The sequence below is a fragment of the Variovorax sp. dw_954 genome (assembly GCF_018449755.1).
Taxonomy (GTDB): domain Bacteria; phylum Pseudomonadota; class Gammaproteobacteria; order Burkholderiales; family Burkholderiaceae_C; genus Variovorax.
In genome coordinates this window covers 16,246-33,425 of record NZ_JAAVVD010000040.1, presented here as the reverse complement: position 1 = coordinate 33,425, position 17,180 = coordinate 16,246, and the positions used below count along the sequence as shown (strand labels likewise).

The following is a 17,180-nucleotide window of genomic DNA, read 5'->3' as shown; positions in this document are numbered from 1 at the left end:
CCCCCACTTCCCAAATGGATCTTGGTCAGGGACGGGCAGCCGCCCGTGCCCCGCAAAGACTTCGCGGACGTGGCTTGGGCGCCGGAGCTTGGGTTCTGGACTGAGCTCAGTGCGCTGCAACTCGAGGCATTGCAGCCAATCAATGCGTTCCTGCTAGCCCGGCGTGGCGCCCGGCTGCTTGTGCCTATCAAGGAGCGCTCGCTGGAGATCTTCGGCGATGAAAAGCGGCTCGATGCGCTGTGTACGCCGGGCACAGATACTCTGTTTTTGGGGCGCTTGTCGCTGTCCACACTCGGCTGCTTCAAGGTGGCGCAACCGCTTCCGTACCGACAGGCACAGGCGCCAGGTCGTCCAGTTCTGGTGGTCGAAAATCACAACAGCTACTGGAGTTTCGGCGAGTGGAACCATGCAGTGCGCCAGTACGCGGCGGTCGTTTACGGGTCCGGCGAAGCGTTCCGCAGGACAGGCACTGCATTGGAGCAGGTGCTGCTGGAAGTGGGCGGTATCGGAGCCGAGTACCTTGGTGATCTAGACCCCAAAGGGGTGTCGATCCCTATCGAGTTCAATCGCAGCAAATTACCGGCGAGCCCAAAGCTGGAGCCCTGCATTTGGGGCTATCGGTGGCTCATGACGCACGGGCGGACACGATCAAAGCCTGAGTGCGCTCTTGGGAATGGTGCTGCGTCGACCGAGTGGCTGGGCCCGGAAATGGGTGCGCAGGTGGCGGCGCTGTGGCAAGCCGGTCAATGGATCCCTCAGGAGTCGCTCGGCTTCGAACGATTGGTCCAGGGCTGTTGTCCTCCGCCGCCGCCCCCAGTTGTCGATCTAGTGCTGCATAGGGTCCAGCCGGAAGCGCAAGTTCAGCTACGGTAAAGGCATCGTCTCCTCATTGGTGTCGTCAGAAATTCGATCGTGGTTTCGCTATGACTGATCCCAAGCCGCCACTGAGAGAAGCTCGTCTGGTTGGCACGCAGCCATCCTCGTCGAGTACATCTTGATATTGCCGACCCAACCGCTGGGCATGACATAGTCGTCGCCGATGACGGGGAAATCGGAGTGCTTTGGTGGCATGCCACCTCCCAATAGCGGCAATAGGTCCCTTGCCGCGACCGTATAAGTGGTTGGGTAGCCGCCACGTGTCAATCGCCGTGCAATGCCGGATTTCGCCAGTTCCTCGAGCCAATCGAGCCCTCCCACACTGGCTTTCCAACTGGCCAAAACACTTGAGCAATTGGCCGGGTGCACCTGCTCTAGTCTGTGAACGAACACGTGCCATCCCAACATAGCTACTGCTGCTTCCACGTCAGGCCACCCAGCACGCGAGCCATCTGAAAGGCCGCCGACACGTCGACAAAGTTGGCGTGTCCTGCCAACCGCATTTTTTCTTCCAAAAGAGCCAACACCAGCAAATCCTGGGACGGCTCTCCAATGAGTAAATAGCGCCGTCCCGACGACGTCACCACATATCCGTCGACAACAGTCGCAACAGCGGTGGTCGTGCGAATGGTGGGGCTGTCGGGGAAGAACCCGTTGAGAATCACATTGCCCTCAAGCGCATACGCGCGCCACTGACAAAGTTCCACGATCGGCTGCTCCTCTACTGACGGGGCGGCGCGTAGCGCACCGACATGAAGGTCGGTGTCTTCCAGCTCCAGCCCGTCGCATGGGGCGGGGCTCTCCGAATCATTCAGTTCAAGCAAGGCCTTCTCTATGGAATGCCGGGTAAGTTCGGAACCCTGACCCCAAGCAACAAGGGTCCGCAGTAAGAATTGGCAAGCGAACAACCTTCCCGACGAACCTGCTGGCGCATCGTGTTTGCTTGACGGCCCACACGCTGCAAAGGCATACAAGAGCTCCCGTGCGAATGCACGGGCATCGCGAGTCAGCGTTCGGTCCTTGACAACAATCCGCAGCGCTCTTTGCAGCGCTGGAGTGCATTCATCGTCCTTTTGGCAGGCATGTTCGCTCATGAGGCGAGCATCGAACACGGTAACCTTCTGGTGTTAGAGAGATGACAGCAATGGTCGTTTGGGTGTAAAAATACAAAGGTTAGATTTTCAAAAAATCTTGCTGCGCTTTCGCCTTGGTTCCAGTCTTCGGATCGTGTATTTGATGCGCGGTTCGCCATCGAAAAGTCGGCCACGGCGTCCCACACTCAGCGTTTGGCGGACCGATGTCATGTGAGACCTTCCTCGACATACCGAACCCTCAAGTCCATGCTTGTCAGGAGAGTTGATCGCCAAATGGGCGCAATCATCTGGGGACTGCACCAAGTCCACGATGGCGGCGTACAAGGACGGCGGTCCGCAGACGAACAGTTCTACGACAGCGACTTCGGTGGTGCGATGTACGTTGATGGCGACGATGGGCTCGAACTGCCGGAGATCAGTCGAGCCGAGCACCAGGAAGCGAGGGCGTTGGCGCGAGAGATCTTCAGCCATGTGCCATGAGAATGCTACGTCGCTTTGATTGCGGACGCCTGTGGCGTGGACGCACGTCGGCAAGTGTGATTTCGTTCGCTGCCTTGATGCGCGTGCTGTGTCGCGGGCCGCAGCGAATGAGGCACCGCGCAGAAGTCCCAATTACTGCCGCGTGGCCAGGGGATTTCGATGAACTCGACTTCCCGGGATCGCAAGTGCTTCGCCCGTGTGGATCCTGTCGGCCTTGGCTGAGGTGCTCACTTCGGCCGGGGGCCGAAGATCTTGAGGAAGATAGAGTGCTTCGCCTCAAGCCAAGACCTGGGCAGATCTCCGTTCGTTTCTAGAGCTTCGAAGATTTCTCGGATCAGGGGCCCGTCAACAACCTTGGCCGATCGAAGCTTGTCCAGCAGTTCATAGCCGTGCCAGATGGCAATGTTGAAGTCGCCGGCTAGCGCGTGCATACCAAGATCGTCTGTGACCACGATGGCCGACTTCACTTGGACCAGTGCGAGCAGCCAGCAGTCTGTGGGGCCGGGCGGAGAGCGACCACCGGAGGTATACCTGCTGGGATCAGACAAAACCCACCCATACAAAACGCTCTGAGCAGCTTGAACGCTCGCCTTCTCATCCGCAGATAGGCGGATCTGCTTGGCGATGCGCTCCTTTGCGAACTCCTGTCCGTCGAACCACGGATAGAGCGACTTCAGCCGTGCACTGCGATGGACCTCATCCTCGATGGACTTGTGGATCGTGAGTACATAGCCCTTCTGGCCGAACACGACCCCCACTGCTGGTCTGACGCGCTTTGCCAGTCGTAGATAGGCATTGGTATCCAGCAGAACCAGCGTCAACGACTGAGCTCTCCATGCAGGGTCACCGCGTCTTGCATGGCAATGTCCATGATCTGCTGCAGGTAGCCCGCACCGGTTCCCTGCTCCTTGATCATCCTCTTCAGTGCGATGAAGAACGTGCTTCGGAACACGTTTTCCGCAGCTGCGATATAGGCTGTCGGCTCGGGTGGAGTTGGCTCAAACAACGTCTCGCTGATCAGCTTGCCACGAGAGACATTGCGAATAGCATGGACGTCAGTGTCCTTGCAACGCAAGTCAGGCAGGCCATGCGCCTTGGCATAGCGGTTGATCTCGCTGAACACGGTGAACAATGAAATGCTGTGCTCATCGGCGTAGCGTTGCAGCTCTCTAATCTCTCCCGTGACGGAGCTGTGTCTCACTGCCTGGGGGTATGCAACCTCGGCTAACGACTTTGGAAAAAGCAGCGCGCCGGCCAGCGCGTCGGCGAAGTCTTCTCCCTCTTCTGTGCCAGCGAGGCCGGGTGTGTAGACGTGGGCCAACTCGTGGGCCATCCAGAACTTGAAGTCCTCAAGCCGAGTATCCAAATTCAAGAAGATGAACGTCACCTGTTCCTGCGGGAGCAGGATGTGTAGCGCGTTCTTGTGGTTTTGCTTCTCACCCCACAAGACCGGAACGACGACTGCTCCATTGGTTCCGAACTGGTCAATCAGGTGTGCATACGACAAGACGGCTTGGCCGCCCAGCCCAATGCGTGCCCTCACCTCTGCAGCCGTGGCTTGCAGCGCGTCGTATTGCGTGGTCGGCGAAGGAATTTGCACGCGCAGCGAACGCAGCTCAGGGAGATAGGGTACCAAGGGCTTCAGCAAAGAGCCCATGGCAATCGCCTTGAGGATGTGAGCGTCGGTGGTCTTGGCGCCGCCCTTCTTGCGAAAGGCGATGACCGGCTGATCCTTGGTTGAGCTGGCAACGAGGTCCGCGAAGTTCAACTTCAGGGTCGTCGCAAGCTTCAGAAGTTTGTCGGGACGCGGGAAGTCTGCCCCCTGCATCCAATTGGTAACGGCTTGCGCCGTCACCTCTATCTCGCGAGCGAGATCTTTCTGAGTCCACCCGCGAGCCTGCAACGCCAGCTTGAGGTTGTCGCTGTGGATAACTTTTTGCATAGGCAATAGATTATCTGCCAAGAATCAAGTTTAATCAAGTGGCCGCGTGGCGTCTCTGCGACGCCGTCTACCGAGCAAAGGAAAGCTCCTCCGCCAGATAAGCGACGCTCCACGTCGCGGCCACTGTGCTCGAAGACATCGGGTTACTTTAGGAAAATCTTCGGTGGGCACATGCCAAAACTATGGGGTGTTGGTCACGCCTTGCCCGGAATATGAGCCACGACTTTGATGAACGGCCTTCAGCGCGGTGAACACATCGCTCAGCTTGACCAGTTGTCCCCGACCGACGTCTTCGGACGCGATCGGCGTGACGCCCAGGCTTTCTAACCGCGACGTCAAACCGCGCGTGGATGAACTACAGGATTTTGCTTGCCATGCCAAGGGCGAGTAAGTTTGCAAGAACGTCACCATGTCGCGCACGTCGACCACCCAGGGTGCGCCTTGCTCCATCGGTTCTCGACTCGCGGGGAGAAAGCCCATGTCAACCCAGCTCTTAACCGCGTCATAGTGAGCACCCATCATGGCACTGACCTGTTGCAAGGTCAGCCCTCGCTCGACAAACCATGAGGCGATGCGTTGGTCCACTTCGTCTTGCGCGAACATCAGTCCACCGATGCTCAGATGCTCGTCGTGATCCACTGGGGTGAGTTCGCCTGCGGCGATGGCCCGAAACAGTCCAATTAGGCGCGGCATGTTCGTCGTGCGTCGAAAGCTCAGTTCCCGCAACGGGATGGATGCGACGATCTTGCGGTCCTTGTTTTCCTGCGCGAGCTTGCGCAGCCGTTCAATCAAGCGAAGCAGCGGGACGTGCTGGACGTAGCCTGACACAACGGGGGCGGTGTCGTTCGGATCGGAGCGCGTGATCCATCCGGCTTCACACATCAAGTTGTAAACGGACTTGGGAACGTTGAGGATGGCCCGCGCATCGGTGTCGTTGACGTGCTCAAACTGGAGTTGCTTCAGACGCTGAATCTCCTCACGCGAAAGAAATCGCTGGCGGTAGCTCATCGCCTCGTCGTGAACGCTTGCCGAAATCACATACCTGTCGATGCCCTCATTGATGCGCTCGGTGCTCACCCGCAACTCAACCGATGCCTCCTTCACGGAGAACCATCGCTTTTGAACGGTGGCGATGTTTTGAATGCTGTGGGTTCTCGCATTGAGCAGCCCATCGTGCGATGCGGTGATGCGATTCGCCGCCGCCACGCGCACCGGGTGAAACGCATCCTGTGGGTACGTCCGGAACAAAAAGAAGTACCAACGTCCATGCTTCGCCGCCACACCCGTGGCGGCGGCCGTCGGCGCTGCCTCCATGATCTGCTTCAGCCGGGCGTCAAAGCGATGTGGCCAGTCCTCAAGCAACTCGAACAGCGGGCCGAGCCGATCCACCGCTTGCGCGACAGACTTCGGCAGGGGCAACTTGCCGGCTTTGGCGAATGGCTTCCCGTCGGATGCACAAGCGAAGTGATTCGCAAGTCCCCAAATGTACAAGTCGATCTCTGCGGGGACACCGGCATCCAGAAACAGCGGAATGCTGGTGCCTTTGGGCTGCTCACCCATGAGGAGCGCCGAAAAATCAACCTCAGCCTGGGAAGCCGGCTCTGAGGTTTGCGCGCGCAAATCCGCACCGCAGTTACAGAGGTGCGGCAATGGCCTGGTGTGGCGGATGCCGTCGCCGCACTGCTGGCAATGGTCCCGCAGGCGTGTCGCATGCTCGGGGCAGGCCGTGGAATGGCAATGGGACCAGAGTTGCCGGGAGTACGACGCTTCTGACAGGCATTGAGGGCAGACCGCTTCCGTATCTGGCCGGGTGTGGCTTTTGCGCAGAACGGTGCGCGTCGGGTCAGTTGTCGGAGCCATGGACTCCAATGCTGTTACGTCCAATCCCAGCAACGACGCCAGCTTCGGCAACTCGACGGCAGGCAAGCGGATGGCGCGAGAAATGCCGAGGGTGTTGAGAAGGTTGGTTCGAGACCCGAACTCGTTTTCCCGCGCCCATCGACCGAGAAATCCGGCCAGGGACTCATCGGGGTGCGGCGTCAGGGGTCGAAGCCACCGGATTGCCTTGAGAGCGTTGCGCCTAGTCATTTCTGCGGGCCTCGGCCACTGCGCAGGGCACGCGCCAATGCTTCACGATGTGCGCCATTGAGCTGCACATCATCAATCGTCTTTTGGTCGAGCGGGTCGCCCTTGGAATCGAGGCGGTACTTCCCCTTGTATGCCCGAGAAAGCAGTTCACGGTCCAAGCACTTGCGCTTGTTCCCGACTTCCTCGATGCGCACAAGAAAGTCCCTCGCTTTGCCGATGTAACCACCGCCACCCAAGTAGGCAAGGCGTGTCAGCCAGTCGTTGTCGACTTCGATTTGCCAGCCATGTTCCTTCATATGCGTGATGCCGGCGCTCATCATGTTCTGGAACTGCTGTCGATCCTTCCCAACACTCCATGCGTACGGCTCGATACGGGCACCGACCAGACCCCGGTTCTCCAACTGATCGTTGTCGGTGTACATGCGGATCACATGAGACAGTCCGGCCATCACCACGGAAATTCCCGCCAGATCACCCAGCTCTTTGAACCAGTCGGCCGCGTGGCGGTTTTCCTTGGTTTGTGCACGCTCCGTGGATCGCTTCTCGACGAGGTGGTTGGTTTCGTCGATCAGCAAAACCAGCACGCCAGCAGCCTCCATCGTGCGTCGGGCCTGATCGATGATTTGATGCGACTTTCCCTTGACGGGGATGTTCCCAAAAACCGCGGTGATGATCCGAATGGCCAACGCTTCATTCGAGGCCGTGGATGGCATGGAAACGAGCATGACTTGCCGAAGTCCCGACGGGCTGACACGATCGGCAAAGTGCGCCTCGAGATCCTTGAGCATTGCGGTCTTGCCCGCGCGCGAATCCCCCAACAGAGGGAAGAAGATGGGTGAGCCACCATCCAGTACCCGCTCGATTTCCTCGACCATGGTGTCGAATGCGTTTTGGTACTGGATGTGGTCGAAGATCCAGCCCTCGAAAATTGTCTTGCTCAACGTGTGGCTCCCATTTTTCGTCCCCGCGGCGCGCTGCTCGCAGCGTCAGTCTTGGGGAGTTGCGTTTCGGACGTGGGCTGGTCAGTAGATTTCGGCCGTGGCATGGTCAGTTTGGTGTGCTCAGCAGCCTTCATCAGCATGTCGTCAATGCGAGCCTGCTTTGAGCGACTGCGGCTTGACTTCACCTTTTCTTGGAGTTCCCTGTACTCGACGAGGGTTTGGGCAAATGTCCTGCGATCCAGGGGCTTCTTTCCGTCCAGAATCTGCTTCTTGACGGCCTTCGCGGAGGCGCGGTCAACACTGCTGCCCTCGAGAAGTTTTTCATGGGCGGCGACGAGTTCCCCGCCACCTGGCGGTACGACGTAAATGGTCAATGCGTCCAGATCGGTGTGCAAGAACTCATACTTGCCTGGTCCATGCACCGAATACAGGGCAGCGAGTTCGTCAGAGTGGTAGTTCCAGCCGTCATAGTCGATGCCATCGTGACCCAAGGCGCGGGTCTCACGCTTGAAACACAACGACTTTTCAAATTCCTCGCGGCTGACAGGCACGGGTTGGGTAAAGGTTGCCGCCATCTCTTTCCAGATGTCGAACGCGGCGACCGCCTTGCGGGCCCTGATGGACCGAAGTTCGTTGACGCGCAACGAGTAGCGGTCGTAAACGAATCGATAAATCTTTCCGCGGAGTTCCTCCACGGTGAACAGCGTTTCGCCCGGCCTCGGAGCGCGTTGCTCGCCGTTCACGGATGAGGTGGTGGCACCCGACAGCGTCAAGATGTAGAGCTTTAAGATCCCATTGAACCGTTCCACGAACGGTTTCTCTTGCGGCGTATAGGGCCGGCAGCGTGCGCTGTCCCCAAAGAGCTGCCGAACCAGCTCCGTGGCGGCCTTGCCGATGAACTCGGAACCGTTGTCAACCCTCAGCGTGACAGGCTTTCCGAACACCTCGATGCGGTTCTTGATGCCATACTTTTCATCAAAGTCGGCAGGCTTTGGGAAGTACATGAACCGCAGGCACTCCACAAAGGGCAGTGTGGATGCCTTTTGGATCGTGAGATGCAGCCCGACGATGTAGCCCGTGGCTACGTCGATGGCCACGTAGAGCACGGGGCGGCCGATTTCCTTGCCGTCTTCGGACCGGACCAGGATGTCCAGGACTGTGGCGTCCATCTCAACGCATTCCCAGAAAATCCCGGTATCGTGAGCTCGAACCGCCCTTCGGGTGATTGCGCGGGCCGTGCGGCCGTCCATGCGAAGCTTCATCAGATCAGCCCACGGCATGGCTCGCAAGAAGTTCTTCAGCTTCTTAATGGCGTGTCGCGGTGGGGCGACGTCTCCCTTGCGCTTCTTCCATTCTTCATCGAATCGGGCTTCGATCATTCCCCAGGTCGCAGTCATGGTGAAAAGGTCGTTGCCCATCACGGCGACATTGACGACCTCCTGGATGACTTCAAGAAGGATTTCATCCGGACCTTGATACCGATTACCACACCGATTCCATGCGGGCGATAGCATCGACTCATGTCCTTTCGCTAACCTTCGCCAGTCTCGCAGCGAACGCTCGCAGGGGGCAATGCCCAATTCGTTCTCCCTGCAAAAGTCAGGCAGCTTCAGAACGATGTCTTTGATCTTCAACCCTTGCTCAAGCTCGCGATCGACATGGTTCAAAATCTTCGTTCGTTTCTTGCGTTCGCGTGCCGCACTGCCGCTCTCGTTCTCGCGCCAGTTGGTCGACACCGGGCGAAGCTTTCCTTTCCCATCTGGAACCAACAGGCGGATGTCGCCGTCCACGACTTCCCTTCGGAATTCGTCCGGGGTGAGGACGACCATGTCGCCGTCGTCAGAGTGAATCTCCAGTTTCTGGTGCAACTGCCGAATGTTGCCGACGTATGCGTTCTTCCCATGCCGGCAAATCTGCAGTCCGGCCTGAACCCTTTGTGCCATTTACGCCTCCAACTGAAGCAGTTGAAGGTGGTTGAGGTCGCCGTGCGCCGGCCAGAGCAGCGTGTTCACACCAAGGTTGCCACTGCGCAGATCGCACGCAATGACCCCTGAGATGAGTCCGAGGTAGATGGCCGTGTCGGAGACAACACCTGTGAGTTCGCCCAGCAAGAATTGACCTTGCCGGTTGGCGACCTGCTTGATCAGGCCATCCAGAACCGGTTGGATGTCGTTGTCCCGCCGGTACTTCATGGCGTCGCGCATGTGGACCAGATTGGCATGCAGGCCGCGATGTTCGATCTCGGTACTGGGCACCACCAGATAGTGAAAGCCGAGGTTGTTTAGGACCCGACCTCGCCGGGCCAGTGCTTCTCCGATCCTTTTCACTTCAATGGCCGACTTCGCCTCGACCACCAAAGGAACCGGATGAGTGCGCTCGACGAGGAAGTCCGGCGTATAGACACGCTCCAGTGGTGGCTCGCCATTAAGTCGCTCAGGGCGGGCTCGGGGTTCCGCCCTCAGAGCTTCGGCTTTTGTCGCGAAGATCTTTTCAAGATCCAGCCGCACGGTGAAGGCTTGCGGGACGATGCTCACCGCTCGCGGGTCGACGTCGATGGCAAGCATGGTGGTGCTTTCGTCAACGCTCTCGACGAACATCTCGCCGCCGGCTTTGTAACTGGCGACCAGATGGCTTCGCTTTTGGTGACCACGGACACCGAGTGGGCGAGCCGTCTTCTTCGATGCGCGGGAGCTCATTTGCTGGAACCGCTCCGGTCAATGCGCATTGCAGCAAACAGATCAGCGAGCCCCTGATGAAGCTCAGTGGAGTGAAACGGAGATCCGTTGTCCACCATGATCAGAGTTGGCCTACCCTGCCCCTGTGACTCTGTGAGGGGGTGCGATCGATCGGCTTTTCGGAAGTCTTGCGAATTCCAAACTTGCTTCGGATGGTCGTCATCATCTCCATGCATCCTGCAACTCTTTCCTACTGCGTTGGGTCCTTGCCATTTGCCCGCGCTGGACGTTTCCACCAAGCACTGGGCGCCGGTCGCGAAGTATGGTGAAGTGGCAAAATTTGTATCCGCATACTTTTGCGCAACGTAGAAAATTTTGACTATGTCCAAGAAGACCGTGACTGAAGCAGCAAGCCAATTGCTGTCAGCGGTAGAGCTGGAAACTCATCTGGCGATTGATGTGCTGCCGACAGACGAGCGAGCGCTGGCTGCACGCTTCGTCAGCGAAAGATTGCACGGATGCTTGACGAGCGCAGTCGAGACTGCGCAAAAGAAACAGAAGTCAGGAATCGCCGCCGCCAAGGCGGAAATTCGCAAAGCCCTGGTGGCTGAGATGAATGCAATCTCCCTCAAGTTGATAGACCAGGCCAAGGATGGATTCGAAGCGTTGGCATCATCCCCACTCCAGTTCTTGATCAACACCGCCAATACCGGTGAGGTACCTGACATCGAGGCCTTTGCTTTCGAGCAGTTCCCGTTCATCCGTTTTCATGGAGAGGCGCTGCACGCAGCGTTGAGGCTACGGGCGCAACCTGATCGAGTGCAGTTCGAAGCGCTTCGATTTGCATACCACCGATGGGAACTTGAGGGTGTTGAAATGACGGATGGCCTTCCGAGTCCGCCATTACCCGAGGCGGAGACGGATGCACTTCGAAAGCAGAAGGCAGTTAAGGCGCTTCACGATTTGGGCAAGCAACGCCTATCACTGACGGTCCAAGAAGACCTGGATGTTTTTTACAGCTGCATCGAACTCGGCAGCGTGCATGCCTATGCTGTGCCGATCGCCATACCGGCGACGTTATCCCAGGATGACCTTCGCTTCGTCGCGGGTGCGTTTGGCGGGCTTGGTCGCACGCTCAATGTTCCATTCGAACTTCGCTTTGCGGGTTCGGGCCGCGATCTAAAGAACGCTCGTGCCGCACGGCTGCGGTATGAAAGTGCCGGCGTGGGGTTCCAAATTCTCTCGGCATGGATGACTGCATTGGACGTGATCGACGAGGTGCGCCATTGTTCGATCTGCTACCGGCATGCCAGCGCGATTTCACGTTGCAGTGTTCATGCCACCAAAACCCAAGAGACGAAGGTGGCGCGACTTGGAAAAAAAGTCAGGCCGAGCTACCAACAAAAATTGCTTGCGTACTCTCGTGCTGCCCCGATCAAAAAACTGTTCCGTACAGGTCTTTCTTGGACGGGTGAGGTGACAGACGACATGGAGGTCGCGGCCAGCCTGACCGGATTGAGTTTCTTGGCGCGACGAAGGGCCTTGGTTCTAGCCGGGCAACTTCGGGAATTGCGGGTTGTCATGAACAAGGACATCCAGATCGCAGCAGCGCAGCTTTTCGGATCGATCTTGGCGGTGGCTGTTTCGATTGAAGAGCAACCCGCCCCGGTGGGCGACTGGGAAACGCGGATTCGTGAACGTGAACGCCTGGCATTGAAGGAACTATTGTCCATCAAAGGCTTTTTCAAAGCCTGGTGCGGGCAGGGGCGGTACTCCCCCGAGGTCAACCTTTGCATGCTGGGTTTTGACAGAGATCACCCGGTGGCCAAGGGGGGCGCATTGGCCGGGACGGTGATTCCAAGGACGCTTATCAAACAGCGCGCTTGGTCAGAAGCTGCGACCGAATTCAAAGCCGCAAATCTTCCCACTGTGCGCGATGTCAACCGAATTCTGCAACGAGGGGGCAGCAAACACGCCGTTGCCAGTGAACTGGGAGTTGGGCTCTCAACGGTTTACAAAATTCTCAAGCGTGGACGAACACAGAGAAAACGTCAGTATCTAGGTTGAATGTCAGGCCTTGAAGGAGGACCGCCATGGCGCAAAGGCAGATTTCAACCCTACGTGGCAGATCAGATCATCTCCCCGAAGGCAGCCTGCTCCAACACGTCATGCTGCCGGCGCCAGTCTGGTATCTGCCTGGCCACCAGCGCCCAGAAAGCCCTTGTGTGGCTCTTCTCCACCGTGTGGCAAAGCTCGTGCACTACGACGTAATCCTGGACGCTGGCCGGCAGCTCCATCACCCGGGGATTGAACTCCAGCACGTCCTGCGCATTGCAGCTGGCCCAGCGGCTTTGGAAATGCCTGATACGGGCACCCTGAGCCTGGAGACCTGACTGGCGCTCCCAGTGTCGAACGCGCGCCAGCAGCTTCTCGTGCGCACGCTCGCGGTAGAAGGCGGTCAGCAGTGGCGCCAGAGCTTCGGGACCGATGCTGCGCCCTGCCGGGCTCTCGATCACGAAGCGCGAAGCCGTGAAGCGCAATGTTGGATACGTCAGCTTCGGCGCATGCTTTACCTCAGTGAAGTAGGTCCGCCCGCAGTAGCGCAGTCGGCTGCCCGTGACAATTTGCTCCTCCGCCGCTGGTAGCTCGATTAAGGCCTGCTTCTCGCGAATCCAGCGCGCGCGTTGCCTCACCAGGGCCTCTTGCTCCACCAAGTCGACTGCTGGGCCGCGCAATAGCACGGGGCGGCCTCGCTCCACGGTCACGTAGTGACGCTTGAGCGTGGCGTCCACTTTGAAGCGCCAGTCGATAGCCGTCTGACCGTACTGCAATCGGGGCATGGGATCAGTTCTTCAGCAGGATGTCCAGGATGCGGCCGGCATGCTCTCGAGCCACCGAACGCTCCCAGCCAGCAAGCGGCACGAGCAGTTTGCGCAGGAGGTCCCGAATCTCGGGGTGCAGATCGGGCATCTGCTTCCAGTTGCCCGCCGCGAGCGTATGGCTAAGCGCTTCATCCTCAAAGAGCTTGGAGGTCGCCGCGCGAGCCGTGTCCTCACCAAGGAGCGCCGCCAGGTAGCGGAACACCGCCGAGTGCGCGGGCTTCTGGAAGCCGGTCTTGTCCTTGTCCGCCACCCGTTGGCCGAACAGTTCCAGCTGTTCCAGGAACTGCGCCTGGCTAATGCGGCCGGCCTTCTCCTCTGCGAGCAGCTTTTCCAGCTCCTTGGCCAACTTGTCGAAGAAGGCTGGGTCTTTGTCGCGGCCCGTGACGATAGTGTGCTTGAGCTGGTTTTTCATCACCAGTGCCTGGCTACCCGGGCTGGCCAGCTGCTTCAGCCGCGCCATGTCGCTGGCGTCTAGGATGGACACCTCGCGCCCCAGCAGGCTCTTGGCCGGGCTGGCTGCGATGTACTCGTCCAGCAAGCGCTGTAGCAGCGCGGATTCGAGCTTGGTGATGCGCTCGCGGTAGTTCGCATCCGGCAGCTTGTCGCGCAGCATCAGCCGGATTTCGGCGAACAAGGTGAAGTAGGGCTTGAACGGTACGCCCCGCACATCGGGCAGGATGATGTCGATGCTGCGGTTGAAATGCTTGGCCAGCTCCAGGAAGTCCTCCACCGCGTCCAGCCGGCTCGCTGGGTCCAGGAAGCGCTCCGCGTCATCCTTGTAGGCGTCGCGCTCGCTCACCGGGTCATGCTTCTTGGGCAGCAGCTTGAGGATGCGCTCCAGCGTGCTCTGCAGCTTGGGCAGCTCGGTCTCCACTCCTTGCCACACCTGAGCCGGCTGCACCTCGCCGCCATAGACCTTGAGCGCCTGGTCCAGGTGGTCCACCACGCCGTGGTAGTCCACGATATACCCGGCGTTCTTGCCCGGTAGCGTTCGGTTCACGCGCGCAATCGCCTGCAGCAGCGTGTGTTCCTTGAGCGGCTTGTCCAGGTACATGGTGCTGACAATGGGCGCATCCCAGCCAGTCAGCAGCATGTCGGACACGATGATGAGCCCCACGTTGTTTGCGTGCGGCTGACCGTCCTTTCCCTTGCTCTCGTCACCATAAGGCAGTGGAAACAGCTTGCCCACGAAGTGGCCAACCTGCTCGGCGGGCATCGCGACAGGCTCCTTGCCGGCTTTCAGCTCTTCCCGCACGCGTTCTTCGACGCTCTGAACTTTGGTGACCGGCAGCTTGTACTCGGCCGCCTCCTCTTCCACGGTGGCACCGGTCCGCGTGCTCGTGACGCCGGCCAGCGAGATGACCACCTTGCTCTGGAAGGTGGCCAGACCCTGCGCGGCGCGCTGCTTCATCAACTCATCCAGCAGGTCTTTGTAGCGAACGGCCATGTCGCGGCCGTTGCAGACCAGCATGGCCTTCAGGCCCTTGGCCTGGACGTTGCTGACGAACTGCTCCACCAAGTGCGTAGCCACCTGCTCCATGCGGTCGCCGGCCTTGCGCCAGCGCGCCAGGAGCTCTTCCCGCAGGGCCTGCTGGTGGGCCTCGGACGCCTTGGCGAACTGCTCGTCGAAGGCGGCGTCAAGCCTTGCGTCGGCCGCCAGCTTGACCCAGGCATCCTGGTACTTGATCGGCAGCGTCGCCCCGTCAGCCACCGCCTCGTGCAGGCGGTACTCGTCGATGTAGGTCTGCCCGCCAAACTCGGCCAGCGTGTGCTTGTCATCGTTCAGCAGCGGCGTGCCCGTGAAGGCAATGAACTTGGCGTTGGGCAGGCTGGCGCGCATGAAGGCGGCCAGAAAATCGTACTGGCTGCGGTGGGCCTCGTCCACCAGCACGTAGAAGTTGGGCTTTGCGCTCAGCACGCGGAAGTTGACCTTCTCGCGTTTCAGTTCCAGCCACTTGGGGTCGAGCAGCACGCCGTCGGCGTCATGCTGACCAAAGTGCTCGTTGCGCTCCTCCACCATGAAGAAGTCCTTGCCCTCACGCACGCGCCGGTGCCGCGTGGCTTGCAAGACTTCGTCCGACTCAGCTGAAGCGCTGTCCGCGACGTCGTCCGCCGCCGCGCCAGGCTCGTCCCCTTCTTGGAACTTCTGCACGGTGCTGGTGAACACGCTACCGTAGTCGTTGCCCAGCATCCTGACCAGCCCGGCGACCGACACCGCCTGGATGGCACGGATGCCCACCGCATGGAAGGTGTCGAAAATTTGCTTGTCCAGGTCGCGGCGATCGGTCAGTACCAGCACGGTTGGGTTGGCCAGGCCCGTGCTGTCGGCGCGCAGCAGGCGGGCCAGTAGGGCCATCGTTAGCGACTTGCCGCTGCCCTGCGTATGCCAGATGACGCCACCGAGAGGCGTGGCACCGGTCAGCCTTGCCACGGTCTTGCGCACCGCCCGCCACTGTTGGTAGCGCGGCAGCTTCTTGACCGTCTTGCCGTCGCGCGTCTCGAACAACACGAAATGCGCCACGAGTTCCAGAAAACGCCCGGGCTCAAACAGCGCCCACAGCAGTTGTTCCTGCTCGCTTGGCTCGCTGCCCAACTGGGCTGCCACCCTTGCCAGCTCGTTCGCCTCCAAGCGGTAGCGCGCATAGAAGGCGGGTTTGGTAAGGATGGCCCCGTACAGGCCGTGGCGAAGATTGAGGCCCACGCAGACCTGGTTGAACACGAACTGCGCGCTGAAACTGCGCTGGTAGCCATCCAACTGCGCCAGCGCCTCGTCCAGCCGGTGGTGGCTTGCCTTGCACTCGATGATGGCAAGCGGAAGGCCGTTGACGAAGAGCAGAAGGTCCGGTCGGAACTGCTCGCCGTCGGCATTGCGGCCGACGTACTGATCAACTACATGGAAGTCGTTGCGACCGGCGTCGGTGGCGTCCAGAAAGCGCACGCTGCGCGGCTGGCCCTGAATGTCCTTCACCTGAATGTCTGAGCGATGTAGCACCTGTTCCCAGAGCGCCTGATTGGCCGGCAGCAGGTCATCGTTGGCACGCTTGCGCAACTCGATCAGCGCCGCCTCCACCCCACCAGGCGCCTCAGCCAGCCAAGCGTTAAGTTTCAGCAGGCGTCGGCTAAGAACGTCCTCCAGCACCGGTGCAAGGTGGCGGTGCTCCACTGTCACCGCGCTACCCGGAAGGTGGATGTAGCCCAGCTTGACGAGCCAATCCAAAGCAGGGATCTCCACTCCGGTTTTTTCTGGCGATCGGCTCATGACGGCCTTTTTCCTTGCTCGCTTGGCATGTTGCTCATTTTTCCCTGCGGCTACGGTAGTAAACCACCATGCCTTTTGTTAAATCGATACCCGACGTGGGCGACTGCTTCTTGACCTCGAATAGCCGGCACTCGTGCAGCACCTGACGCCAACTGTTGCAGCCGTAGCGCTTGGGCGTCTGTGTCGGGTGGTGCTTGCCAATCCAAGCAATGGCGGCGTTCAGCTCAACCCAGGACCCAGCACCGCGGGAAGGGGCAACCCCCTGCTCGGCCCCACGTAGGCTGCTCACGATGCCGCTGATGGGCCAATGCACCTGGCCGTCCGGCGCGATACCGTCGATGAGAAAGTCCTTGAAGGCTGGGCTGTCCATGAAGGATGCAGCGAGCGCTCGGACCTGGTCCATCTGCTCGGCCCAGGTTCGCAAGGTCTGGTAGTGCGTGTCGATAGTCACGCGTCTCTGGTCGAGGTAGTCCACAGCAGCCTCACAGCGGTCGAGCAAGCCGAGGTCGAAGCGCTCAAGCAAGTGGTGCACCAAGTCGTTGCGCACGTCCACAAGCTCCTTCAGCTTGGCCTTGATCGCCTCATAGTGATCGGCGCTCATCACCATGCGTTGCCGGAAACTGAACCAGAGGGTGTTGTCGGTGGGCTCGGCGGAATCGGGCTCTTCCGATGCCGAACCGTCCTCTGGGCTCAAGTAGTTGCCCGTGAGCAGACTCACCAATCCTCCCAAGGTCGCCTTTTGGACTCCGGCAATTTGCTCGTCTCGCAAGGCTTGCAACTTCGCTGGCTCACCGGCCATTTCCGTGCTGGCGACCATGGCCTTCAGTAGCAGTTCGTACTGCTGCAGGCGCAGCAGGCAGCCACCCAGCTTGTGCTGCACTGCGCGCTGCAGCTGTGGGAGGCGCGTGCGGCCCGGGTCAGAAGTGGCTTCCGCGTCCATGCC

At 59.6% G+C, this 17,180-nt stretch carries 13 protein-coding genes; 3 read left to right on the top strand and 10 right to left on the bottom strand.

What is annotated here, in order from left to right:
- Positions 1 to 45: 45 nt before the first annotated feature.
- Positions 46 to 873 (top strand): Wadjet anti-phage system protein JetD domain-containing protein, encoded by an 828-nt coding sequence (locus HB681_RS35485; protein ID WP_345944809.1) that lies wholly within the window; start codon positions 46 to 48, stop codon positions 871 to 873.
- Positions 874 to 1,286: 413 nt separating this feature from the next.
- Here the strand turns inward: HB681_RS35485 and HB681_RS35480 are convergent, their stop codons facing one another.
- On the bottom strand, positions 1,287 to 1,700 hold the full coding sequence (locus tag HB681_RS35480; RefSeq protein ID WP_213959586.1) for a hypothetical protein: 414 nt from the start codon (positions 1,698 to 1,700) through the stop codon (positions 1,287 to 1,289).
- A gap of 543 nt (positions 1,701 to 2,243) precedes the next feature.
- On the opposite strand from HB681_RS35480, the gene HB681_RS35475 reads away from it, so the two are divergent.
- Entirely contained in the window at positions 2,244 to 2,450 is a 207-nt protein-coding gene (locus tag HB681_RS35475; protein ID WP_213959585.1) for a hypothetical protein, read from the top strand.
- Between the two features lie 227 nt (positions 2,451 to 2,677).
- Here the strand turns inward: HB681_RS35475 and HB681_RS35470 are convergent, their stop codons facing one another.
- The 6 genes from HB681_RS35470 to HB681_RS35445 form a co-directional block, all read right to left on the bottom strand.
- Positions 2,678 to 3,271: a hypothetical protein gene (locus HB681_RS35470; protein ID WP_213959584.1), complete on the bottom strand. Its 594-nt coding sequence runs from the start codon at positions 3,269 to 3,271 to the stop codon at positions 2,678 to 2,680.
- Positions 3,268 to 4,392, bottom strand: coding sequence for an XRE family transcriptional regulator (locus tag HB681_RS35465; RefSeq protein ID WP_213959583.1), 1,125 nt, complete (start codon positions 4,390 to 4,392; stop codon positions 3,268 to 3,270). The genes HB681_RS35470 and HB681_RS35465 overlap by 4 nt, the downstream gene beginning before the upstream one ends.
- A 180-nt stretch (positions 4,393 to 4,572) precedes the next feature.
- Positions 4,573 to 6,480, bottom strand: coding sequence for a TniQ family protein (locus HB681_RS35460; protein WP_213959582.1), 1,908 nt, complete (start codon positions 6,478 to 6,480; stop codon positions 4,573 to 4,575).
- Positions 6,477 to 7,421, bottom strand: coding sequence for a TniB family NTP-binding protein (locus HB681_RS35455; protein ID WP_213959581.1), 945 nt, complete (start codon positions 7,419 to 7,421; stop codon positions 6,477 to 6,479). Before HB681_RS35455 ends, HB681_RS35460 begins: the two co-directional genes overlap by 4 nt.
- Positions 7,418 to 9,364, bottom strand: coding sequence for a DDE-type integrase/transposase/recombinase (locus HB681_RS35450; protein ID WP_213959580.1), 1,947 nt, complete (start codon positions 9,362 to 9,364; stop codon positions 7,418 to 7,420). Before HB681_RS35450 ends, HB681_RS35455 begins: the two co-directional genes overlap by 4 nt.
- The gene (locus HB681_RS35445) at positions 9,365 to 10,117 is read right to left on the bottom strand and encodes a hypothetical protein (RefSeq protein WP_213959579.1); all 753 of its coding nucleotides are present in this window, start codon (positions 10,115 to 10,117) and stop codon (positions 9,365 to 9,367) included.
- Between the two features lie 360 nt (positions 10,118 to 10,477).
- On the opposite strand from HB681_RS35445, the gene HB681_RS35440 reads away from it, so the two are divergent.
- A complete protein-coding gene (locus HB681_RS35440) occupies positions 10,478 to 12,163 on the top strand; it encodes a hypothetical protein (protein WP_213959578.1) in 1,686 nt (561 codons plus the stop codon).
- Positions 12,164 to 12,225: 62 nt separating this feature from the next.
- Here HB681_RS35440 and HB681_RS35435 read toward each other — a convergent pair whose 3' ends face one another.
- The 3 genes from HB681_RS35435 to HB681_RS35425 are packed head-to-tail and all read right to left on the bottom strand — an operon-like array spanning position 12,226 to position 17,177.
- On the bottom strand, positions 12,226 to 12,936 hold the full coding sequence (locus tag HB681_RS35435) for a SprT family zinc-dependent metalloprotease (protein WP_213959577.1): 711 nt from the start codon (positions 12,934 to 12,936) through the stop codon (positions 12,226 to 12,228).
- 4 nt (positions 12,937 to 12,940) lie between these two features.
- Positions 12,941 to 16,237, bottom strand: a complete 3,297-nt coding sequence (locus HB681_RS35430) for a type I restriction endonuclease (protein WP_213959576.1) — start codon at positions 16,235 to 16,237, stop codon at positions 12,941 to 12,943.
- 34 nt (positions 16,238 to 16,271) lie between these two features.
- A complete protein-coding gene (locus HB681_RS35425) occupies positions 16,272 to 17,177 on the bottom strand; it encodes an OST-HTH/LOTUS domain-containing protein (protein ID WP_213959575.1) in 906 nt (301 codons plus the stop codon).
- Between the last annotated feature and the right edge of the window lie 3 nt (positions 17,178 to 17,180).